The following is a 22,515-nucleotide window of genomic DNA, read 5'->3' as shown; positions in this document are numbered from 1 at the left end:
GGGAACTGATGGAACAACAAAAGAGTGAAACAAAGACAAAAAAGAAATTTAATCTGGCGGCGCTGTTTGCGCCGACTGATATGACAGAGGGATCACCGGGGAAAAGAATCGTAGCCTTTGCCATACCTATGCTGATTGGAAATATTGCACAGCAGCTTTATAATACGGTGGACAGCATTGTCGTTGGCCGGTATGTGGGCGACAATGCGCTGGCGGCCGTAGGCAGCGCCAGCCCTATTCTGAACCTTCTGCTGGTTCTGTTCGTAGGAATTTCCGTGGGTGCAAGCATTATGGTTTCCCAGTATTTCGGGGCGAAACAGAGAGAGGAGCTGTCCGGATCCATCGGCTGCAGTATCACGCTGACAGCCATATCCTCGGTTATTATTATGGTGGTGGCGCCCTTTGTAGTGAGGCCTCTGCTGCGGCTGCTGAATACGCCGGACAGCATTATGGACTGGTGCGCTTCTTACCTGATTATTCTGTTCGTGGGCATTGCCGGCATGGCTTATTACAATATTTTAAGCGGTATCCTGCGCGGGCTTGGGGATTCCGTTTCCGCGCTGGTGTATCTGCTGGTGGCTACGGTACTGAATATCGCGCTTGACATCCTTTTCGTTGCAAGCTTTCGCATGGGTGTTGCCGGCGTGGCCCTTGCAACTGCAATCGCGCAGGCGGTTTCGGCGATTATGTGTATGTTCAAGCTGGCCAACATGAAGGAAATTTTTGATCTGAAGCTTCATTATCTGAAGCCCGGGAAAAAGCATACAACGGATATGATCCGGCTGGGCCTGCCCTCCGGCTTTACGCAGGCGATTTTTTCCATGGCCATGATCGTCGTTCAGTCGCTGACGAACAGCTTCGGTGAAATGTTTATCGCAGCCAACGTAATTATTATGCGTGTGGACGGCTTTGCCATGATGCCGAACTTCTCCTTCGGCACAGCCATGACCACCTATGCCGGCCAGAATGTAGGCGCGAGAAAATATGACAGGGTGGAAAAAGGGGCGAAGGAAGGAACTTTTATTGCAGCCGCAGTTTCCGCCGTCATTACGGGTCTGATACTTATCTTCGGAAAATACCTGATGGGAATCTTTACGGAAACAGGCGAGCTGGTGAAGCTGAGCATGCATTTGATGCGTATCCTTGCAGTAGGCTATATCGCCATGGCTGTGACGCAGTGTCTGTCCGGCGTCATGAGAGGAGCGGGAGATACCATGACGCCCATGTGGATTTCCCTGATTACAACCGTTGCTATCCGTGTGCCTCTTGCTTATGGCATTGCCTGGATGACAAGAACGCCTGAGCTTCCCAACGGGCGGAATGAATGTGTATTCATTTCCCTGCTGTGTTCCTGGGTTCTGGGTGCGCTCATCACTTTGATCTTCTATAAAAAAGGCGCCTGGAAGAAGAGAGCTTTGGAGAATTAGTTATCTTTCGTGGAAGACGGATGAAGAAAAAGGCAGGCCGGAAATTCATTGCTGGGATTTCCGGCCTGCCTTTTATTACTTATCAGCTGTTTATTAAATCTTAAAAAACCTTTCCTATGTGCCGCTATTCGTCCTCGGCTTCGGTTTTCTTCGGCTTGGGAGCCATATAAGAGGAATTGCCCACATATTCCGTGCTGACCTCCTGGCCGTCCTGATACGTGGTAAAATAGGTTTTTGCAGAAAGGCTTCCTGTGTTCTTCGCCCAGAGCTTGAAGGTGCGGCCGTTCAAATCATGGTTCCATACCAGCACATTGATCGTCAGCTTCTTCCCTTCCGTATATGCCTGGAGGATAACGGGAGCGGAGTAGTTATTGCGGAAACGAAGATCCTTGGAACCGGAAGAAATCGCCGCATCCAGCCCGAGAGGAAGATAGTGCACAGGCATGCTGTGAGGATGGCGTTCCAGCACGACAAGGCCTGCATTCTTAACTGCATTGTAGACGGTGGAGGATACCTGGCAGATGCCGCCTCCAATAGCCATTACCGTTTCTCCGTTCAGATATGCGCCGGCTTCCCGGTAGCCGTTGGCGGAAGTCCTGGGAAGAATTGCCGTACTGACGGAAACCTCCTGGCCGGGCATTATAATCATGTTATTCAGATGTCCCGCGGCAACCTTGATATTGTTGATCCGGTTGGAGGAGCTGGTTGAAAAACTGGTGGTGCAGCTGCCGGCCAGCACGAAATCAGGGCTGTAGGTGAGCACGCCTTCATTGACAATACTTGTAAGGTAGCCGGAGGTAAGCTCCAGGGTAATGGGCTGCGGCGTTCCGGCGATAAACTGCTGCTGCAGTGTGGTTATCAGCCAGTTCTTCACGTTGGCATTGAGCTGGTAATAGGTCTGCCCGGAATTGTAGATATAGCTTCCGGTGCCTGTGTCAAAAACAGGGCTGTCGCTCTGGAAAACCTGGGCTTTGAGCTGTTCGTTGACAGCGTTCAGGAATACATCGATAACCGCCGTATCTCCCAGGATACACTGGGGGACGCCAAGGTCGTTGGACAGAAATACGGGATAATCCTTCATCATATTAATTCCCATTGCCCAGACCTGTCCGTCCAGGGTAAGTATAATATTCTGGTTCATCCATCCGGCATCAATAAAACGGCTGTCGGAAACCGTGGTGGTTATGCCTCCTGCGGGCAGGGCCTCGGCGGCATTTATCTGAAGCGGTTCTGTGACCGCTGTCTGCAGCGGCAGGGCAAGAAGCAGACATGTCAGCAGTATGGATATTCTTTGATGTTTTTTCATAGCTGTATACCATCCTTTCACAATCTGCCGGTTCCGGTTCGGAAGCAGGCAAAAAACATGCGTTTCCCCGGAATCAGTTAAGTACTAGGATATCATATCTTCCGCTGATTTCCAACCATTTGCAAAGAATTTATAAAAAAGTGGAAAAACAGCCGCCGACGGGTTATGATAAAAAAAGATACACAGCTGCGTTATTCCCAGTCAACTGTGTGATGGGACGCAGAACAGGAGGATTTATGTATAAGATTTTGATTGTGGAGGATGATGACACGATAACCGCCGTGCTGACCAGAACCCTGTTAAAATGGAATTATGAGGTACAGTCTGTTGTTGATTTTGGCCGTGTTGGGGAGCAGTTTGCACAGTTTTCCCCCGATCTGGTGCTTTTGGATATATCCCTGCCCTTTTTCGACGGCTATTACTGGTGCCAGGAAATCAGAAAGACAAGCCAGGTTCCTATTATATTTATTTCATCTGCGGCGGACGATATGAATCTGGTGATGGCCGTCAATATGGGAGCGGATGATTTCCTGGCAAAGCCCTTCCGTCTGGAAGTCGTTCTGGCCAAAATCCAGGCACTTCTGCGCAGGGCGTATACCTTCGGCACGCGAAAGGACGTAATCCATGCCGGGGAAGCCACACTTTCCTTAAGTGACGCCACGCTTGCTTATAACGGACAGAAGCTGGAGCTTACCAAGAATGAGTTCCGCATTCTCAGCCTGCTAATGGAAAAGAAAGGCTGCGCCGTATCCCGGGACGAAATCATCTGTGCGCTCTGGGAAAATGAAGCCTTTATAGATGACAACACCCTGACCGTGAATATGACACGGCTTCGCAGAAAGCTGGAAGAAACAGGACTGAAGGGCTTTATTGAAACCAGGAAGGGCATGGGTTACCTGATCCCGGAGAACTACCGGCCTGAAGACGGCGGATCGGCGAAAGGGAAAAAAACATGAAGAGGGAAGTAAAAAAGACTGTATCCGGGGAATTTTCCCGCGGCTGTTTTTCCGACTATATCAGGGAGCGGGTCAGCTTTATGCTATATCTTCTTCCCGCGGTCTGCCTTCTTTTTATATGGTGGCTCTGTGATCTGCCCTGGCAGCCGGCGGTCTACCTGCTTCTGGTCCTCGCCGTGCTGTCCTCTGTCCTGATTTTCTCCGATTACAGCAAATACGTAAAAAAGCGCAGGCTGCTGGAACTATATGCTTCGCAGGCGGAGGCGGGAATTTTTTCCCCGGAAGAGAAAAGCCGCGGTCTGGAAGGGGCGTGGGCGCAGCTGGCCAGGGGCTGGCAGCAAAAATATGAACAGGAAAAGGAAAACGGCCGGGAGGAAAGGGAGAGAAGCAGCAAATACTATACGCTCTGGTCCCATCAGATAAAAACCCCGGTGGCCGCCATGCATCTGCTTTTACAGGAGGAGGAGCTGGATCGGCGTTCCATGGAGCAGGAGCTGTGGAAGGCGGAGCAGTACGTGGATATGGCCCTCCAGTACCAGCGCCTGGATAAGAACGGAAGGGATCTGGTCTTAAAGGAATACCCGCTTTCATCCCTGGTAAAAAAGGCTGTAAAAAATATGGCGTCCGTACTCATTTATAACAAAACAGCTATCCATCTGGAGGATATGACAGCTGCTGTGCTCACAGATGAAAAATGGTTTCTTTTTGTTCTGGAGCAGCTGCTTGGAAATGCGGTGAAATATACGGCTAAGGACGGCAGCGGCAGCATCCGAATTTACACAAAGGAGAGTGGGGGAGGAGCGTTCCTGGTTGTGGAGGATAATGGCATCGGTATCCGCCCGGAGGATATTCCCAGAGTATTTGAATGGGGCTATACGGGCTACAACGGCAGAAGGGAAAAGCGTTCCACGGGAATCGGCCTCTTTCTCTGCCGCAGAACCATGGATATGCTGGGCCAGACGATTGCCATAGAATCGGAGGAAGGAAAGGGCACCCGCGTTCTTCTGGGCATTTCCAGGAACAGATTTGATATTGAATAACAGCAATAAACAGGTTCAAAGGGAGGCGTCTTCCGATTTGGACCTGTTTTATTTATGGTAAAGCATTCTTTTGGAAAAGGCATTTCTGTATTCACTGGGCGTCAGCCCGGTCATCTTCTTATAAAATTTCATAAAATTGTGGCTGTCGGCAAAGCCCAGCGCGACACTGATTTCCAGTATGGTCATGTTGGTATCCGTCAGCATGAAATTGGCCTCGTCAATCTTTGTCTTCATAATATATCTTTTTAAAGACATCCCTGCAATGGAACTGAACATATGCGACAGATATTTGTCATTGTAGCCGAAATGACCGGCAATATCTGCTACTCTGATATTTTCCTGAATGTGCCGTTTGATATAATCAAGGATGTCCTGGAACATCTGCCTCTGGTTTTTGGCAGGTATGCTCACATTCAGCTGCCGAATGTGCTGGTTGTGGATTTCGCACAGAATCAGGGTGGTCATGTAATTGATGGTCAGCCTGTCGTACTGGGAACGGACAGCGTCCTGCAGCTGTTTCATCAGTACAATTATTTTTTCCGTATTCAGCGTCCTGCAGTACTGCGGGATCAGAAGCCGGATATTATTTTCCGTCAGATACGAAAGGGTGTCAGTAACGCCATCCTCAGTAATTACGGGCGTCACCGGATGAGAGGATGTAAAATGCATCCAGTAAAAGCTGCAGTCCGAGGGCCTGAAGCCCCGCCGGAGGTTGGCGGGAGGCTGCCCCGGCGGAAGAAGCAGCGTTTCACCCGTATTTACGGTAAAATCCTGATTTTGATAGGACAGGTATAAAGGTCCCTTGGAAATGACAAAAAGTTCGTAATCAATCAGCTCCATCGTTTCATGCATCCAGTTAGGAGACAGCGCCTCAAACTTACCGGTGAGTACGTATTCCAGCGGGTTGTCAATCGTAAATTCATAAGCCTTCAATCAATAGCGTCCCTCCCCTCCGTTTTCATTCTGAATTTTGACACCAGAGGTGTATCTTTTGGCCCCGCATTTCAGAGGAAAAAATCCGGATCAGTTTATTAAAGTGAAAAACCTGTCGGCCAACAAAATACTCTCTGTAAAATTCCGGGAAAAATCGGGTTTTATACTAATGGTAAAATATGGAAATTAGTCAATTATGCATAAAATAAGTATAATTAAAGGCTTTAACTTGTACAAGGTGTATAAAGGTTAGGTTAAGTGTAAAAAGGTTGTGAATTTAAAAGGCAAAGCAGTAAGCCACAACCTTTTTACACTTAATGTATCCTTATGACATTTACGAAACCGGTATCAAATTGTAAGATATACCCATAAAATTCCGCTGAAGAAAATAAAAAATATAAATATTCACTAAGCATTATCCGATGCACTATGCAAATAGCAGCAAAAGCTACAGCATTTTAAGATGGATGACTTTCGGACATCTGTCAGTATTTTGGACCGGGAGTGTGTGCAGGCCCGGAAATCAAAGGGAAATAACACGGTTACCGTGAAATTTCAAATAAAGATTGGAGGAAACAGAATGAAAAAGAAATTAATTGCGCTGATGCTTTCAGCGGCAATGACGGCAGGAATGCTGGCAGGCTGCGGAAGTACAAGCACCACAGGCAGTACCGATGCAAATGAAGGGGCCGCCGACACAGGAGCGGCAAAAACGGAAGAAAACGCATCTACGGACGCAGGCGCTTCCACAGGAGAGACGGTAAAGCTGACCGCTGTCATCATTTCCCATCCGCTTACCAAGGATATCACGGAAATGAAGTGGGTATCCGAAATTGAAGAGAAAGCAGGAGTGGAAATCGAATGGGAACAGATCAGGGCTGACTGGGATACGGTGAAATCCACCCGTTTCGCAGCCGGGGACATTCCGGATCTGCTCTTCAGTGCCACATCCGATTCCGATTATACCAAATATGCCGGGCTGTTTGCGGACCTGACGCCTTACCTCAGCAAGGAAACCACCCCCAATATCATGGAAATGTTTGAAGAAGAGCCGGATACCAAAACACTGGCTACCACAATGGAAGGGAAAATTTTCGGACTTCCCAAATTCCAGGGCAAATGGCCTTCCACCAATACCGTTATGTTCATCAACAAAAACTGGCTGGAAGCGATAGGTAAAGAAGTTCCCACCACCTTCACGGAGCTGAAGGATGTCCTGATGGCCTTTAAAGAGCAGGATGCCAACGGCAACGGCGACCCTGACGATGAAATCCCCATGGACTTCAACGCGGGCGCAAACAACGGCTGGTTCAACAGCGCTTATTCCATGACAAACCTGGTAGGCTCCCTTGGAATCCAGCTGACCAACTGGGGAACAGACGCTTACTTTGCGGAAGACGGACAGATTAAATGCTATGCAGTTGACGACCGTTATAAGCTGTTCATGAAATACGTAACTGATCTTTATGCCAACGGTCTGATCAATACCAATGCCATTTCCAACGACTATTCCGCATTCCAGTCCCTTTCCCGCGGCAATGAAAATGGGGACGCCCTGGTAGGCTGCGTATTCGGCTGGGAAGAAACAGACAAATTCGGCCCCAACCTTTACAGCCAGTATGTACCGGTTCCCGCGCTTGATTATGATATCGACTGTGAACCCGGCACCTATGATACCCGCTGGAGGGATGACTACACAGGACTTAATATGTCCGGCAACAGAGTATGTGTCAGCGCCAAATGTGAGAATATGGAAGCTGCCGTAAGATTCCTCGACTGCTTCTATGATCCGGCCGTTTCTGTTCAGGGCCTGTTCGGCGGTATTTCCGATGGCTGCGTGGAGCAGACCGGCGACAATAGCTTCAAGGTTCTTGACCCGCTCGATCCCGACACGGATCCCGGTACCTGGAAATGGACAAGCACCATGGCGGATAATGCGCCCATGTATATCAGAAGAAGCACGGAAATCGAAATGGCACAGGATATGACCTTTGCCCTGGAGGAAAGAAAAGTATACGATGATGTGATTGCCAAGGCAAGCGAATCCGATACCTATCCTCAGATGTTCATGAAATATTCGGAAGAAGATCAGAATACCATGGCGCTCACCCAGGCAAATATCAACAATATCATTGATAATTACTGGTCTCTTTGGATGACCGGCGAATCCGATATCGACGCTGACTGGGATTCCTACGTTAAGAGTGTCAATGATGCAGGACTGCCTCAGATACTTGAAATCCGTCAGAAGGCTTTCGACGCATATCTGGGAAAATAATGCTTCATACCAAAAAGCAGAGCTAAACAGGGCAGTGGGATGTGGAATTTCCGCATCCCACGTTCTGTCTAAAGGAAGGGAGATCGTATGAGTGCTAAACAAAAAAAGAATGCTGTAACCGGCCAGGGCCGGGGTTTTGGAAAATATATACAGCATAACTGGCAGCTGTGGGTCATGCTGTTCCCCGCCATGCTGTATATCCTGATTTTCTGTTATGTCCCCATGTACGGGATCCAGCTGGCGTTCCGGGAATACAGCTTTACCGCGGGCATCACGGGCGGAAAATTTGTGGGCCTGAAATATTTTAAGCAGTATTTTGAAAGCCCCATGTTTTTTACCACGCTGAAAAATACCTTCGTCATTTCCGCCACCAGTATTCTTGTGGGCTTTCCCGCGCCGATTATCCTGGCTATGATCATCAATCAGATCCGCAGCCCCAAATGGAAAAAGACGGTGCAGACTACCGTATATATCCCGTACTTCATTTCAGTGGTCGTCCTTGTTTCCATGCTGAATATCATGTTTGCAAACGACAGCGGCGTAATCGCCAACTTTTTGAAAAGCCTTCATATCGTATCCCGGAACACCAATATTCTGGGAAAGGAATCCTGCTTTGTTCCCCTGTATGTACTGTCCGGCGTCTGGCAGACCATGGGCTGGAACAGCATCATCTTCATCGCCGCCCTGTCTTCAGTGGATACCCAGCTGTATGACGCCTGTAAAATTGACGGGGCGAATCGGTGGCAGACGATGATACATATTGATTTTCCGGCGATTCTGCCCACTATCATGATCCTGTTGATTATGAACATGGGAAATATTCTCAACGTAGGCTTCGACAAGGTTTTCCTGATGCAGAACAGCCTGAATCTGGGGGCCTCCCAGGTTATTTCCACCTATGTATATACGGTGGGCATCAAGTCCTCACAGTTCAGCTTCGGCGCGGCTGTCGGTCTGTTTAACACGGTAATCAACTTTGTATTCCTGCTGGTAACCAACTATGTTTCCAAACGGTCCACCGGCACCGGTCTGATGTAGGAGGAGTAAAAATGGCAGATAAAAAAATAAGACCTGCAAAAAAAGTGAAAAGGGATTCCAGCTGGCAGGACAGGCTGTTCGGCGCAGTTGTTATCATCCTCAGCATCTTTGTTTTTGTCGTCATAGCCTATCCGCTGTGGTTTATTATCATCGCCTCCATCAGCAATTCCAATCTGGTCAATCTGGGGAAGGTGACCATATGGCCGAAGGACATCCTTTTTTACGGCTATCAGCAGATTGCGGAGGATGCGCGTATCTGGACCGGTTATGCCAATACCATACTCTATGTGGTGGCGGGAACCATCCTGAATATGGCGGTCACCATGCCGGCGGCCTATGCGCTTTCCAGAAGGGGTTTCAAGGCAAGGAACAAGGTGATGTTCTATTTTGTGTTCACCATGTTCTTCAGCGGCGGGCTGGTGCCCCTTTACATGACGGTAAGCTCGCTGGGACTGATTTCCACAAAAACGATTCTGATCATTTTCGTGGCGGTCAATACCTATAACCTTATTATCGCAAGAACCTTCATAGAAACTTCCATTCCGGAGGATCTCTACGAGGCGGCCGTGCTGGACGGATGCTCCTATTTCAACTATTTTGTCAAGGTGGTGCTTCCGCTGTCCAAAGCGGTTATTTCCGTGCTGATTCTGTATTATGCCGTATTCCACTGGAACGATTTCTTCAATGCGCTGCTGTTTAACAGCAATTCCAAAAACGCGCCTCTGCAGATTATCCTGAGGGAAATCCTGCTTTTGAACCAGGCGTTCTCCAGCGGCGTGGGAAGCGTACAGGGCGGCTATGCCCAGGGCGCTGCGGATCAGGTGAAATACGCGGTAATCATCGTATCAACGCTGCCCATCCTGTGTGTGTATCCCTTCATCCAGAAGTATTTTGAAAAAGGCGTGATGATCGGAGCGGTAAAGGGCTGATTTTTATAAGAAGAAGGGAAACTGCCGCCCGGGCGGCAGGAAGGAAAGGGTATGGAAAAATTAAGGGATTTCAGATATCAGGGAGTGGAATTAAAGAACAGTCTGTGGGAGCGTCAGAGAAGGGAAACCATAGAAACCTATCTGGCGATTCCCAATGATTCCCTGCTGCATATTTTCAGAAAAACAGCCGGCCTGGACGCTCCTGGGGAGAGCCTGATGGGCTGGTATGGAAACGGCGCTTCCACTTTCGGCCAGAAACTGGGCGCCTTCGCCAAGCTGTACGCGGTAACGGGCGATTACCGGCTGAAGGAGAAGGCCGTATTCCTGGCGGAGGAATGGGGCAGATGTGCTGCAGCCAGCGCGAAAACCATCGACTGCAATGGCACCTACGTCTACGAAAAGCTGCTGGGCGGCTTTCTCGATATGTATGAGTTTCTGCATTATGAGCCGGCGCTTGCCTATATTTCCGCGTTGACGGACAGCGCCGCCCGGCGGTTCAAGCGGGATATCCCAAGGGACGGCCTTCAGGGGCCGGAGCTTTGTGATAATGACATGATTGAGTGGTACACGCTTCCTGAGAATCTGTACCGGGCTTATCTGCTGACCGGGGAGAAGAAATATCTGGATTTTGCCAGGGAATGGGATTATACCTACCTGTGGGATAAATTGAACGCTCACGATCCCGCCATTGGGCCAAGGCATGCCTACAGTCAGGTCAACAGTCAGGTCAACAGCTTTTCCAGCGCGGCAATGGCCTATCCTGGCGACGGGGGATAAGAAGTATCTGGACGCCGCGGAAAACGGCTATGCGCTTGTGACGGAAAAGCATACCTATGCCACAGGCGGCTACGGCCCCGCGGAGTGCCTGTTTGCGGATGAAAAAGGGTTTCTGGGCGAGATGCTGAAGGATTCCTGGGATCCCACTCCTGGCGGCAGAGGCGGCCTACCTGGTTTTTATGGCAGTGAGCGGCATCGGCTTTGTCCGTATGCTGGGTTCGTTGGGAACCGTACCCCAGCAGGAAATATGGGATGAAGCGAGCCAGGTGTATCTGTACACAAAAGGGGACCAGTCGGTGCTGATTCTGCTTTACGGCGTGGCAACCCTGCTTCTGACTGCATTGATGATCTGCACCTGGCGCGGCGCGCTGAGGAGCGCCTATAAAGCCGAGTGCCTGGCAAAAGAGGGGAAAGCATATCAATACTTTCCGTGAGGATTTAAAGACACTGCTCCATGAAAATCTGCACAGATTATTAATGACCCCGCCGGTCACTTTATCTTCCTTTTCGCTGTGCTGCCGTTGATTTTCATGATCTGCATGGCCTTTACCAACTACAGTAAAATAGGCAATCACCTCATGCTTTTTGACTGGGTCGGTCTGGAAAATTTCAGGGCCCTGTTCGACTCCGGCAGTATTCTGGGAAGCACCTTCTGGTACGTTCTGGCCTGGACGCTTGTGTGGGCGTTTTTCGCCACCTTCAGCAACTACATTTTCGGAATGATACTTTCCCTGATGATCAACAGGAAGGAGACGAAGGCCAAAGGCTTCTGGCGGTTATGCTTTGTATTGTCCTGTGCGGTTCCCATGTTCGTATCATTGCTGATTATGAAAACCATGCTGCAGCCAAACGGCGCTGTGAATATGGCGATGATCCTCGGGCTGTTTCCCGGTTTCATGTCCATGATTGCCGTATATTTTATCCTGAAGGCGCTGGGACTGACCGAAGGGAACCTGATACGCCTGGCGCTCATCCTGGTGTATTCCGGCGGCGCGGGCTTATCCTTCCAGATAGCGAAGGGCTTCTTCGACACCATTCCCACGGCCATAGACGAGGCGGCGCTGCTGGACGGCTGCACCAGATGGCAGATTTTCAGTAAAATCACGCTGCCCTTAAGCAAGCCGATCATTATTTATACAGGATAAGACATGAAGACAGCACAACAATGGAAAGCCTGTTATCTGGAGCCTGCATTTCAGGCGCAGTATACTTACCAGGGGAAGGATCTGGGAGCGGCCTGCAGCGGGAAGGAAACTTCCTTCCTGCTGTGGAGCCCCTTTGCGGATAAAATCACACTGAACCTGTACCGGGACGGCGGCAAAGGAGAACCCTTCCTGCAGCAGCCCATGGACAGAGAGGAAAAGGGTGTGGGCCTTTCGGACGGAGAAGAACCTGCACGGCATTTACTATGACTATGAAATACGAATTGACGGTGAAACAAAACGGACCGCAGACCCTTATGCAAAAGCCTGCGGCATAAACGGCCGCAGAAGCATGGGCGTGGATTTAAGCTTAACCAATCCCATCGGGGGGGGGGAAGAGGATCATGCCCCGGAACAGCCTGCGGAATGCATTATTTACGAGGTGCATGTAAAAGAATTTTCCTGGGATCCGGCCGGCGGTTTCCCTTCGGAATACCGGGGGAAATATAAAGCCTTTCTGTGTGAGGACACCACCCTGAACGCAGAGGGAAAGCATCCCACCGGCATTCCCTATCTGAAGGAGCTGGGGGTCACACACATCCAGCTGATGCCCGTTTTTGACTACGGATTAGTGGATGAAGCGGGAGATCCTGCAGATTTTAACTGGGGCTACGATCCGGTAAATTACAATGTGCCGGAAGGCTCCTATGCCACGGACGCTGCCCGCGGCGAGGTACGGATACGTGAAATGAAGGAAATGATACAGTCCCTCCATAAAAACGGCTTCCGTGTGATTATGGACGTGGTCTATAACCATACCTATTCCCTGGATTCCTGGTTTCAGCGGACGGTGCCGTGGTATTATTACCGTCTGCATGAAGACGGCAGCGTTTCCAACGGCTCCGCCTGCGGCAATGACATTGCCAGCGAACGGCCCATGTGCGCCTCATACCTGCTGGATTCCGTCCTGTATTGGGCGGAGGAATACCATATTGACGGCTTCCGCTGCGCTTAAGCCGGAGGAACCGGGCTTCATTAACGGAAGGTCGGGGCTGGAAGAGGAAATCCTTGACAGTGTCTCTGCCTGGTGCGGCGGGAAAGCCATTCCTGTGAAGGCTCCTTCCCAGATCCTTAACTATGTGTCGGCCCATGACAACCAGACGCTTTATGATAAGCTTGCTTCCACGCTGGAGGAAGGGGCGGATATCAGAAAAGCCTGCCGCCTTACGGCGGGGATTTACATGACCTGTCAGGGCAGCCTTTTCTTCCTTTCCGGGGAAGAGTTCGCCAGAACCAAAAACGGCCTGGATAACACCTATAATGCCCCTGTAAGCCTGAACCGCCTGGACTGGACGAAGTCCCTGCAGGAGCAGGAGCTGGTGGAGTACTATAAAGGCCTGATCGCTTTGCGGAAGCAGCTGCCCGGCCTTTGTGACAAAGCACCTAATGCTGTACAGCGGATATCTGGCCGTTGGAATAAGCCTGGAGCGGTTGGATTCTTCGTTGACAACCGGGCGGAGGAGCGCAGCTGCCGATGGAAAACCCTTTGCATTGTATACAACAGCAAAAGTACGCCGGAAAGGCTCACGCTTCCCAGGGGGACATGGGAGCTTCTGGCCGATGGGGAAAGCAGCTTTCTATGGAAAAGCCCGGTCAGGGCAGGCGCCAATATTGCAGCCGCCCCCGGAAGCATTTTGATATTGGAAAAGACGGCGGCAGATGAAAAGAACTGTCCGGCAGATTTATTTTCAGGCAGATAAAAGGAAGGACGGGAGTGACGGCCGGCATCCGGACCGTTACGGATAGGAGACGATATGAAGTTATTTACGGAAAACAGGACTTTAAAACACTGGAACGGGGCCAGGAAAACTGCTATCTGATGACCAACGGGCTGGGCGGTTTTTCTTCCATGACAATGACCGGTTCGGTCACCCGGAACGATCATGCATTCCTGATGGCATGCACACAGGCTCCGAACCACCGTTATAATATGGTGCACCGGCTGAAGGAACGGCTTTTTACAGGCGCGCCGGAGGAGGAAGACACTTACGTCCTCTCCAGCCAGGAATTTGCCGATGGCACAAGGGAAGAAGGCTTCCGGTATCTGTCCTCCTTTACCTATGAAGACACGCCCGTATGGAAATTCCTTGTAAACGGCGTGGAAATATGCAAGGAGGCGACGGCAGAAGGGAAACAGGCCGAGCCATGGCCAATCATGTTCTCACCCTGGATGTGGCTGCCGGGGAGACCGGAACGCTGGAAATCATATATGAAATGGAGCCGGGGACGCAGAACGCGCAGGAAATCCACCGGTGGGAAAACCATTTTGGCCGGCTTCCCCTTTTTTGAGGACTGGGGCAGGGATACCATGATCGCGCTTCCCGGCATCTGTATTTTCACAGGACAATATGAAATCGCTAGGCAGATTCTGCGTACCTTTGCCGTCAATGAACGTGACGGCCTGATGCCGAACCTGTTTCCCGAGGGAGGCAGGGAACCCATGTATAACACGGCTGATGCGGCGCTTTTATTCATCAACTGTGTGTATCTGTACTATGAAGCCTCCAAGGATGCCGTATTTGTCCGGGAAATGTATCCTGTCATGGAACGGATTATGAAGTGCTACAAAAACGGCACGGACTTTGGCATCCGTATGGATGAAGACGGCCTGATTCAGGCCGGAGAGGGCCTGGCCCAGGTGACCTGGATGGATGTGAGGGTGGGGGATATCCTCCCCACGCCGCGCCATGGAAAGCCGGTGGAAATCAACGCTTACTGGTATAATGCCCTGCGCATCATGGAGCGCTTCTATGAACTGCTGCACAGTAAGGACCCCGGCTATGGGGTGCTTGCAGGGAAGGTGAAAGCCGTATTCTGCGATAAATTCTGGCTGGAGGAGAAGGGATGCCTGAAGGATCTGGTATCCGGAACTCCTGCGGATGTGCAGATCCGCTGCAATCAGATCTGGGCGGTATCCCTCCCTTTTACCATGCTTGATCGGGACAAAGAAAAGCGTGTGGTGGAAACGGTGTTCGAAAAGCTGTATACCCCTTATGGGCTGAGAACCCTGGACATGGGGGATGCGCAGTTCCATCCTTTTTACGGAGGTCCCATGCTGGAACGGGATATGGCCTATCATCAGGGCACTGTGTGGGCCTTTCCTCTGGGTGCGCACTACCTGGCTTATCTGAAGGTGCACGACTTAGACATCAAAGCCGCAGAAACGGTGCGCAGCCAGCTGGAGGTGCTGGAAAGCGCCATGAGGGAGGGCTGCATCGGCCAACTGCCGGAAATCTACGGGCTGAATCCCGTTTCCTCCAAAGGCTGCTTTGCCCAGGCCTGGAGCGTGGGAGAACTGCTTCGTGCCTATGAAAAACTGGAACGGCTGCAGGGCGGCGCACAGTAAAAAAGAGGAAGAATGCATGGAATTTACAGGTATTTATCATAAAACATCGGAACAGATGAGCTATCCACTCAACGAAAGGGAGCTGATCATCAACCTGAAAACCGGCTATGATGTGAAAAAGGTTTTCATCCACTACGGGGATCCCTTTGAAGCGGGGATCCTTGGCGGAAAGGAAACCTGGACCGGGGAAGAATTTGAATTCATGGTCAACCGCTGTTACCATGTACATGTAGCAGAACAATAACGTGATGTTCAACCTGCTGGATTCTCATGATACGGAACGGCTGATGAACCGTTTTCACAGCCTGGATATTTTTTACCAGCAGCTGGCGGTACTGTTTACAATGCCGGGAAGCCCCTGCATTTTCTATGGGACGGAAATTGCCATGGAGGGCGGGCATGATCCGGACTGCCGCAGATGCATGCCCTGGGAAGAGCTGGAGCTGCCGGAAAATCAGGAAAAAACAGCCGCACTGCGAAAGCTGATTTTACTGCGGCGCACGGAGCCTGCCTGCAGAAGCCTGTATTTTCATTTTCCCAATGAATATTCAAGCGGCAGATGTGTGGAATATATTAAGCTGGACGGAGCGGGAAGGGAAGTTGAAGTGCTTCTGAACTGCTCCCGGGAAATGATGGAAATAAAGGAGGGCGGCGAAGTCCTTTTTTCCAGAGGCTTCCATGACCGCCTGCTGGAACCGGGCGGGACGCTGATCAGACGGAAAAATCGATAAAATGAAGAAAAAGCATGACCGTTTGGCTGCGCCTGAACAGCTGTCATATATTATTAAAAAGAACATAATCTCTATGGCCTGCATAGAATAAAGAACAATACTTTTTGCACTGCATAAAAATACAGTACAAACTGAGCAGGCAGCGAGCTTATTCACCGGGCTCATGGAGCCGGGCCGTTAGCGGCAGCAGAAAGCTGAAAGCATCTGCGGGACAGTATACACGCTGTTCCCGCAGATGCTTTTTTTATGAGGCCGGACAGCGGTTGCGTTCCTTCACAGCTACGAGCCAGGCATTTTTCTCAGACTGATTTAAGGCCGCCGGTTACGGCGGGAAACGGGGTTATTTATGAAACAGGGAAATCAAAACAGGAATTACAGGACTGCCATGCAGGTATCAATTATCAGTATCGCAGTCAACGCCGTCCTTACTCTGTTCAAGCTGTTCGTGGGCATAGCCGCACAATCCGGAGCCATGGTGTCGGATGCAGTCCATTCCGCCTCCGACGTCTTCAGCACACTGATTGTGATAGCCGGTGTGACGGTTGCGGAAAAAAGACCTGACAGCGGCCATCCCTACGGACACGAACGGATGGAATGCGTGGCCTCCCTTCTCCTTGCCGTAATCCTTGCGGCCACCGGCATTGGCATCGGCGCCGCGGGAATGAAACGGATTGCGGAGGGCGGTTCACTTGCGGTTCCGGGCATGGCGGCGCTTCTTGCCGCGGTCATTTCGATTGCCGTTAAGGAATGGATGTTCCGGTTTACAAAACGCGCCGCAGGCAGGATCAAATCCGGCGCGCTCATGGCGGATGCCTGGCATCACCGCTCGGACGCCCTTTCGTCTGTGGGCGCATTTGCAGGGATTCTGGGCGCCAGGCAGGGCTTTCCTGTTCTTGATCCGGCAGCAGGGATGGTTATTTGCATTTTTATTGAAAAGGCCGCTCTGGAAATTTTCAGGGATGCCTCCGATAAGCTGGTGGATAAAGCCTGTCCCGCTGAAACTGCGGAAAAAATCCGTGCCGCAATCCTGGGCATTCACGGCGTGGAGCAGATTGACCTGCTTAATACAAGGCTGTTCGGCTCCCGGATTTATGTGGATGTGGAGATCTCCATGGACGGCTCCAAAAGCCTGACGGATTCCCACCGGACGGCGGAAGCGGTGCATCTTGCGGTGGAGAATGCGATTCCTGAGGTGAAACACTGTATGGTGCATGTTAATCCACTGGGCAAAGAGAAGGAGAGCAAGATTCCATCCGACTAAATATCCGGATAAATGTGCAGGGCAGTAGGTCCTTTTTCGTCTTTTTATAAAACGTCTTTAAAAAAAGAGAAACAGATTGTATACATTTTATATTTATGATTGTGATACCATGAACAAAGAATAAAAATAGCCTTTTCTGTCCATTAGTTCGTCAAAGGCGCCGAACTCTTCCAGACACCCGTTTTTCAGCACCAGGATCCCGTCACAGCGGCGCAGCATGGCTTCCTCCAGCCGGTGTGTGACCAGAATGCGTGTCAGGCCGTCCAGGGAAAGAATGGAATCTGTGACACCAAAGGCGGTCACCGGATCCAGGGAAGCCGTGGCTTCGTCCACAAGCAGCACCGGCGTTTCCCGTAGCAGGCTGCGGGCGATGGAAATTCTCTGCCGTTCTCCGCCTGACAGCACGTTCCCGTTTTCACCGCAAGGGCAGTCTGCGCCCCGTGCGTTAATCAGTCCCTCCAGCCCCGCCAGCCGTATGACCCGTTCTACCTTTCCGGAGGGAAAATCCCGGAACATGGTGAAATTATCCCGTACAGAGCTGTTGAAAATAAACACGTCCTGCTGTATTACGGACAGTAAATCATACAGGGAATCAGGCCGGAGCGTCCGCAGTTCTTTCCCGTCATAAAGAATGCTTCCCCGGTATCCGTCATTGCTTCCCTGCAATAACTTCAGCAGTGTGGATTTGCCGCTTCCCGATCCGCCTGCCACCGCATATTTCCCGCCTGCCGCAAACCGGAAGCTGATATCCTGCAGCGCAGGCGTCTCGTTATTATAAGCAAAGCTGAGGCTTTGCACCGTAATACCATCCTTCAGAACAGACGGCGCAGGAACACCGCCGGAGGACGCATGAGCTGCCAAAGCCGCTGCAAGCTTGTCAATCAGCGCATCAGCGGCCTTCCGGTTTGCCCATATCTGTGGAATTACGGACAGAGAGGATTCAAAGCTTTCCATCAGCTGGGCAAAAACCATCACTACCCCTGCGGTCACGCCGCGGCCGGAAAGCGCAAGCGCCGCTCCCAGCAAAAATACGGTGAAAATCGTCAGACTCCCCGCAGCGCCGCCTATATACTGTAAAGCGGTACGAGTGCGGGCGGCATGGCATTTCACCTGCTGCAGGGCTGCATTGCTTTCCGAAAAAAGCCGCAGGGCTTCTTTTTCCGCCTGAAAGCTTTTAATGACAGGGAAACCGGAAAGCATATCCTTCAGCGTTGCCAGAAAGGCTCCGTTTGCATCAGACACCCTTTTTTCCTGCGCCGGAAGATGTCCTCCGGCCAGCAGGGAAGCGCCAAGCGGGAGAAGGGAGACCGTCAAAGCCGCTGGGGTCAAAAGCGGGCTGTAAGAGAGCATCAGGCCCAGAACACCAACCAGCATGAGCACATTGGCCGGAAGGGTAAATAATGCGGATAGATAATTGGTTTCAAGGGAAAGCGTATCATTGGTCAGTGCGGAAAGATAAGCCGAAGTATCCTCCCGGCCGAATGCAAAGGCACTTTTTTCGGTCAGCCTGGCAAAAGCATAGTCCCGGTACTGTTGCAGGGCGCGCTTTAAAAATATCGGACGGGCATAAGCATTGAGCGCCATAATCACCCCCATCAATGCAAAGGAGAGGAGAAAAACGGCACACAACTGGGCCATGGTAAGAAACGCGCCGTTCCCGGCCGCGATATCTATCAGCTGTTGCATCTGCCAGGCAATGGCGAGATTCAGAACCGTATTCAAAACCATTGCCAGCATTCCCAAAAACGCTGTTCCATAATTATGCAAAAAAACTGTCTTACCAGCATTTTCCGCTGGTATTTTGCGTCATGGTTCATCCTTTATTTTCCTCCATAGCTCCTGTAATGAAGAGGAGTCAGGTTCCCCGCCATGCAGCAGACTGTCTTCTAGATCTTGAAACGCCGTGCGGCCAAAGCTGTCGTAAACAAGAACCGGCTTTGCCGTATGGCAGAAGCGTATATTTTCCATACCATATTCCGGCGATGCATCAAACCGCAGGGCCAGGCCGGCTGCCCTGCGCAGGTAACCTTCCGCCGCGGCCATATCGCCTGCGGCATTGCTGTAACGGGCCTGGCGGCTGAGCAGGATAACCTCGGCCCGATCCAGATAGCTTACTTTTCCCGGTATCCTCAAACCGGAAAGAATAGAACGCATCCAGGAAAGCAGCTCCTGGGCCTGGGACAGGTTCCCTTCATGGGTAGCACAATCTGCCATTCCCATTACGACCCGGATCAGGCCGCTTAAGTGATTTACGGCAGCAGAGGACAGATAAGTCCCTGCCTCCTCATAGCGCCCGCAAAGAGTCAGGAGAAAACCGATGGAGCTGTTGTTCAGGCCGGCATAATTATACTTTTTATACTCCTCGGCGGCCCGTTCCGGTTTCCCCAGATCGGCCCAGGTCTGTGCCAGCTGATTTCTCACAACCGCTTCATCCACTGCCTCATCCTTATTCTGATCCAGCAGACAAAGGCTGTGCTTTAACAGCTCCTGTGCCTTACGGGTGGCGGCGGATTCCCGCTTCTCACAGCCAATAGTCTGATACAATTCCGCCGCGCACCAGACCACCTCAAAACGGTTCGGATACTTCAGCAGCGCTTTTTTGCCTCATGGACCGCCTGATCATACTTTTTTCCCTGCATCAGATCCCGTATCGATTCCACGGCCTGCTCCGACTGTGAATCCAGGACATGGTAGCCCAGCAGCGCATCCACGGAAACCTCAAACAGCGCCGCCAGCTCCAGAAGGACGGAAAGCTCCGGGGTGGTGGCTCCGCTTTCCCATTTTGAAACCGCTCCGACAGTGACATTCATCGCTTCTGCCAGCTGTTCCTGGGTAAATCCCATGGTTTTGCGGCAGGAGCGTATATTATCTAATAATGTTAAACGCAACTGCATGGAAGCTGTGATGCAGTTTGTTTCGTGTCGTCAAAGGTAAGTTGTGACTCATCCTCATAACTCCTTTTTTATTGCAAAAAACAGAAAACGAAGGCAGTTGGAATCTTGCTTCTGTTTTGTAAATGGTTATAAATTGAGGGCGAGGTCTGTAACAGAGTCCGGCATACATAATGACGACGGGTAAAGGAGCGTGAAGTGTATGGCACAGATTCAGGTAACGGATCTCACTTTTTGTTATGAAGGAAGCTTTGATAATATTTTTGAGAATGTAACATTTGGCATAGACACTGACTGGAAACTAGGCTTTATTGGCAGAAATGGAAAGGGAAAGACCACATTTGCAAAGCTTCTGTCAGGAAAGTATGAATACAGAGGAGTTATTACAGCGCCAAATCTTCATTTTGATTATTTCCCATATCAGGTAGAAGAAGCAGACTTTGACAAGCCGGCATCTGAACTTATGGAATTTTGGAAAGGTGACATTCAGGAGTGGCGCGTTATGTGCGAACTCAATCAAAGACCCCGCTGCAAGCAACGGGGTATCAAACTTGCAGCGCTGCAGAGCAGCGGGGTATTTGACCCTCGCGGCAGTCGCCAAATATCCATGCAAGCATGGCTACTTGGCTCGTTGCTCGCGGGAATAAACTGGATAGTGATGTGGAGATATTATACCGTCCTTTCCGTACGCTGAGCCAGGGTGAGCAGATGAAAGTTATGCTGGCCGTATTGTTTTCTGGACAACATGAATTCCTGATCATTGATGAACCGACCAACCATCTTGATTTTGACGCAAGGCAGACGGTAAAAAAATATTTAAAGGGAAAAAACGGATTTATCCTCATATCCCACGACAGAGATTTCCTGGATGACATTATTGATCATGTACTTGTGTTAAACCGCAAATCAATCGAAGTACAGGCCGGGAATTTTTCCGGCTGGTGGGAAAATAAAGCACGCAAGGATGCGTTTTCCCAAGCGGAGAATGAAAAGCATTTAAAAGAAATTTCCTCATTAAAAAGGGCTTCTGAAAGATCCGCAAGGTGGGCGGAGAAGAATGAAAATACGAAGATTGGTTTTGAACCGGTACGTGAGCATGACCGTTTTTTAGATACACGGGCTTATATTGGAGCAAAAACAAAGAAAATGCAGGCTAGAAGGAAAAATTATGATATCCGCATAGAACGTGAAATCAGGTCGAAGGAAGGGCTTCTTCAGGATATAGAAAAATCTGTTGATTTAAAGCTTATGCCACAGAAATATTATAATGATACGTTGATATATGCACAGGATTACACCTTTCAATTCCGCAATCAGGAGCTGCCCTTAATCAGCCATTTTAACTTCAACCTGAAACAAGGGGAACGGATATTCCTGCATGGGAAAAATGGCTGTGGGAAAAGTACTTTTATGAAACAGATCCTGGCTGTGTCAAAAGGGAGCGGCACATGTGGCATTGGCGCGGACAGACAGGAGGAAAAGCCTGTTGTTTCCGGAGAATTAATGGTGTGTCCCGGCCTGCATATTTCATATATCAGTCAGGATACCGGTTTTCTGCATGGAACAATTAAAGAATATTGCAGGGAAAACGATTTTGATGAAAGCCTGTTTCTGGCAATCCTCAGACAGCTTGATATGGACAGGGTACAGTTTGAAAAAACGATGGAGAATTATTCGGAGGGACAAAAGAAAAAAGTGCTGATTGCCGGAAGCCTCCTGACACCGGCACATTTGTATATCTGGGATGAACCACTGAACTATATCGACGTTTTTTCAAGGATACAAATTGAAAATTTAATTCTGAAATTCCAGCCCACAATGCTTGTTGTGGAACATGATGTGAGGTTCAGAGACAAAATTGCAACCAAAATAGTGGAAGACTTTAAATAAATTATTCCGGCAGATTTCCTGTCGGAACAGAGAGCGGAGGTGACGGCGGTGTCAATCTTTGAATATAACGAAGAAGAGGAAATGAGAAAAATCCGTGCAAGCGAGTACAAGAACGGAAAAGAGGATGGAATTGCTCAGGGGATAAAGCAGGGGATAGAACAAGGAATAGAACAAGGAATAGAACAAGGAATAGAACAAGGAATGGTGGAAACCTGTAAGGAATTGGGTGTCAGTTTTGAGCAGACTGTAGCAAGACTGAAACTCCGTTTTGACATCAGTGAACAGGAGGCACAGGAAAAGGCAGGGTATTATTGGTGCTGACTTTTTCATAATGTGAAGAACCGATGCTGCTTTATAAAATCAATCCTGCAATAATAAATGTCCAGCTCTGAAAGGCGAAAATTTCTCGCACAAAAATTACTGATAAGCACTGAAGATTTAGCCGATGCATGATAAAATAAAAAAAAGTTTTTCGCAAAGGAGAAAATTTATCGTGACAAGGGCTGAACA

Annotated in this window: 19 protein-coding genes, 4 pseudogenes and 1 riboswitch; of the genes and pseudogenes, 18 read left to right on the top strand and 5 right to left on the bottom strand. The window is 50.0% G+C overall.

What is annotated here, in order from left to right; genetic code table 11:
• Window positions 1-8: 8 nt before the first annotated feature.
• The gene (locus FYJ45_RS11440; RefSeq protein ID WP_154464689.1) at window positions 9-1,427 is read left to right on the top strand and encodes an MATE family efflux transporter; all 1,419 of its coding nucleotides are present in this window, start codon (window positions 9-11) and stop codon (window positions 1,425-1,427) included.
• 124 nt (window positions 1,428-1,551) lie between these two features.
• Here the strand turns inward: FYJ45_RS11440 and FYJ45_RS11435 are convergent, their stop codons facing one another.
• The gene (locus FYJ45_RS11435; protein WP_154464688.1) at window positions 1,552-2,733 is read right to left on the bottom strand and encodes a VanW family protein; all 1,182 of its coding nucleotides are present in this window, start codon (window positions 2,731-2,733) and stop codon (window positions 1,552-1,554) included.
• Between the two features lie 236 nt (window positions 2,734-2,969).
• On the opposite strand from FYJ45_RS11435, the gene FYJ45_RS11430 reads away from it, so the two are divergent.
• Window positions 2,970-3,689, top strand: coding sequence for a response regulator transcription factor (locus FYJ45_RS11430; RefSeq protein WP_154464687.1), 720 nt, complete (start codon window positions 2,970-2,972; stop codon window positions 3,687-3,689).
• Window positions 3,686-4,729, top strand: coding sequence for a sensor histidine kinase (locus FYJ45_RS11425; protein WP_154464686.1), 1,044 nt, complete (start codon window positions 3,686-3,688; stop codon window positions 4,727-4,729). The genes FYJ45_RS11430 and FYJ45_RS11425 overlap by 4 nt, the downstream gene beginning before the upstream one ends.
• A 48-nt stretch (window positions 4,730-4,777) precedes the next feature.
• On the opposite strand, the gene FYJ45_RS11420 is transcribed toward FYJ45_RS11425, so the two are convergent.
• A complete protein-coding gene (locus FYJ45_RS11420) occupies window positions 4,778-5,662 on the bottom strand; it encodes an AraC family transcriptional regulator (protein ID WP_154464685.1) in 885 nt (294 codons plus the stop codon).
• A gap of 580 nt (window positions 5,663-6,242) precedes the next feature.
• Between FYJ45_RS11420 and FYJ45_RS11415 the strand changes: the two genes are divergently transcribed.
• The 12 genes and pseudogenes from FYJ45_RS11415 to FYJ45_RS11365 all read left to right on the top strand — a co-directional run bounded on the left by FYJ45_RS11415 (window position 6,243) and on the right by FYJ45_RS11365 (window position 17,224).
• Window positions 6,243-7,940 (top strand): DUF3502 domain-containing protein, encoded by a 1,698-nt coding sequence (locus FYJ45_RS11415; RefSeq protein WP_154464684.1) that lies wholly within the window; start codon window positions 6,243-6,245, stop codon window positions 7,938-7,940.
• An 87-nt stretch (window positions 7,941-8,027) separates the two neighbouring features.
• Window positions 8,028-8,978, top strand: a complete 951-nt coding sequence (locus FYJ45_RS11410) for an ABC transporter permease (RefSeq protein WP_021633930.1) — start codon at window positions 8,028-8,030, stop codon at window positions 8,976-8,978.
• Window positions 8,979-8,989: 11 nt separating this feature from the next.
• Window positions 8,990-9,907, top strand: coding sequence for a carbohydrate ABC transporter permease (locus FYJ45_RS11405; RefSeq protein WP_154464683.1), 918 nt, complete (start codon window positions 8,990-8,992; stop codon window positions 9,905-9,907).
• 51 nt (window positions 9,908-9,958) lie between these two features.
• Complete coding sequence (locus FYJ45_RS11400; RefSeq protein WP_154464682.1) at window positions 9,959-10,684, top strand: beta-L-arabinofuranosidase domain-containing protein; 726 nt, start codon at window positions 9,959-9,961, stop codon at window positions 10,682-10,684.
• A gap of 137 nt (window positions 10,685-10,821) precedes the next feature.
• Window positions 10,822-11,823: pseudogene (locus FYJ45_RS33145) on the top strand (ABC transporter permease subunit); the annotation flags it as partial.
• A 9-nt stretch (window positions 11,824-11,832) separates the two neighbouring features.
• The gene (locus FYJ45_RS31760) at window positions 11,833-12,096 is read left to right on the top strand and encodes a hypothetical protein (RefSeq protein WP_320620486.1); all 264 of its coding nucleotides are present in this window, start codon (window positions 11,833-11,835) and stop codon (window positions 12,094-12,096) included.
• Complete coding sequence (locus tag FYJ45_RS31755) at window positions 12,050-12,841, top strand: alpha-amylase family glycosyl hydrolase (protein WP_321170219.1); 792 nt, start codon at window positions 12,050-12,052, stop codon at window positions 12,839-12,841. Before FYJ45_RS31760 ends, FYJ45_RS31755 begins: the two co-directional genes overlap by 47 nt.
• Window positions 12,819-13,586 carry an alpha-amylase family protein gene (locus FYJ45_RS31750; RefSeq protein ID WP_320620488.1) on the top strand — a complete coding sequence of 256 codons (768 nt, stop codon included), beginning with the start codon at window positions 12,819-12,821 and terminating at the stop codon, window positions 13,584-13,586. Before FYJ45_RS31755 ends, FYJ45_RS31750 begins: the two co-directional genes overlap by 23 nt.
• A 62-nt stretch (window positions 13,587-13,648) precedes the next feature.
• Window positions 13,649-15,232: pseudogene (locus FYJ45_RS11380) on the top strand (amylo-alpha-1,6-glucosidase).
• Window positions 15,195-15,365 (top strand): annotated as a pseudogene (locus tag FYJ45_RS32655) (hypothetical protein); the annotation flags it as partial. The pseudogenes FYJ45_RS11380 and FYJ45_RS32655, both read left to right, overlap by 38 nt.
• 48 nt (window positions 15,366-15,413) lie before the next feature.
• Window positions 15,414-15,963 (top strand): annotated as a pseudogene (locus tag FYJ45_RS29580) (alpha-amylase family glycosyl hydrolase); the annotation flags it as partial.
• A gap of 121 nt (window positions 15,964-16,084) precedes the next feature.
• Window positions 16,085-16,180: riboswitch (NiCo riboswitch) on the top strand.
• 129 nt (window positions 16,181-16,309) lie between these two features.
• Window positions 16,310-17,224 carry a cation diffusion facilitator family transporter gene (locus tag FYJ45_RS11365; RefSeq protein ID WP_154464679.1) on the top strand — a complete coding sequence of 305 codons (915 nt, stop codon included), beginning with the start codon at window positions 16,310-16,312 and terminating at the stop codon, window positions 17,222-17,224.
• 93 nt (window positions 17,225-17,317) lie between these two features.
• On the opposite strand, the gene FYJ45_RS11360 is transcribed toward FYJ45_RS11365, so the two are convergent.
• The 3 genes from FYJ45_RS11360 to FYJ45_RS11350 form a co-directional block, all read right to left on the bottom strand.
• Window positions 17,318-18,961 (bottom strand): ABC transporter ATP-binding protein, encoded by a 1,644-nt coding sequence (locus tag FYJ45_RS11360; protein ID WP_235930772.1) that lies wholly within the window; start codon window positions 18,959-18,961, stop codon window positions 17,318-17,320.
• A gap of 69 nt (window positions 18,962-19,030) precedes the next feature.
• Window positions 19,031-19,768: a hypothetical protein gene (locus tag FYJ45_RS11355; RefSeq protein ID WP_154464677.1), complete on the bottom strand. Its 738-nt coding sequence runs from the start codon at window positions 19,766-19,768 to the stop codon at window positions 19,031-19,033.
• Window positions 19,769-19,809: 41 nt separating this feature from the next.
• Window positions 19,810-20,118, bottom strand: coding sequence for a helix-turn-helix domain-containing protein (locus FYJ45_RS11350; RefSeq protein ID WP_154464676.1), 309 nt, complete (start codon window positions 20,116-20,118; stop codon window positions 19,810-19,812).
• Window positions 20,119-20,317: 199 nt separating this feature from the next.
• Between FYJ45_RS11350 and FYJ45_RS33140 the strand changes: the two genes are divergently transcribed.
• Genes FYJ45_RS33140 through FYJ45_RS11335 form a run of 3 tightly spaced genes read left to right on the top strand, consistent with a single transcriptional unit; the run spans window position 20,318 to window position 22,326 of the window.
• Complete coding sequence (locus FYJ45_RS33140) at window positions 20,318-20,809, top strand: ATP-binding cassette domain-containing protein (RefSeq protein ID WP_154464675.1); 492 nt, start codon at window positions 20,318-20,320, stop codon at window positions 20,807-20,809.
• Entirely contained in the window at window positions 20,731-22,005 is a 1,275-nt protein-coding gene (locus FYJ45_RS11340) for an ATP-binding cassette domain-containing protein (protein WP_154464674.1), read from the top strand. Before FYJ45_RS33140 ends, FYJ45_RS11340 begins: the two co-directional genes overlap by 79 nt.
• Window positions 22,006-22,053: 48 nt before the next feature.
• Window positions 22,054-22,326 carry a hypothetical protein gene (locus FYJ45_RS11335; protein ID WP_195841785.1) on the top strand — a complete coding sequence of 91 codons (273 nt, stop codon included), beginning with the start codon at window positions 22,054-22,056 and terminating at the stop codon, window positions 22,324-22,326.
• The last annotated feature ends 189 nt before the right edge of the window (window positions 22,327-22,515 follow it).

The sequence above is a fragment of the Eisenbergiella porci genome, assembly GCF_009696275.1.
GTDB classification, from domain to species: domain Bacteria; phylum Bacillota; class Clostridia; order Lachnospirales; family Lachnospiraceae; genus Eisenbergiella; species Eisenbergiella porci.
This window is presented reverse-complemented; position numbering and strand designations above follow the sequence as displayed.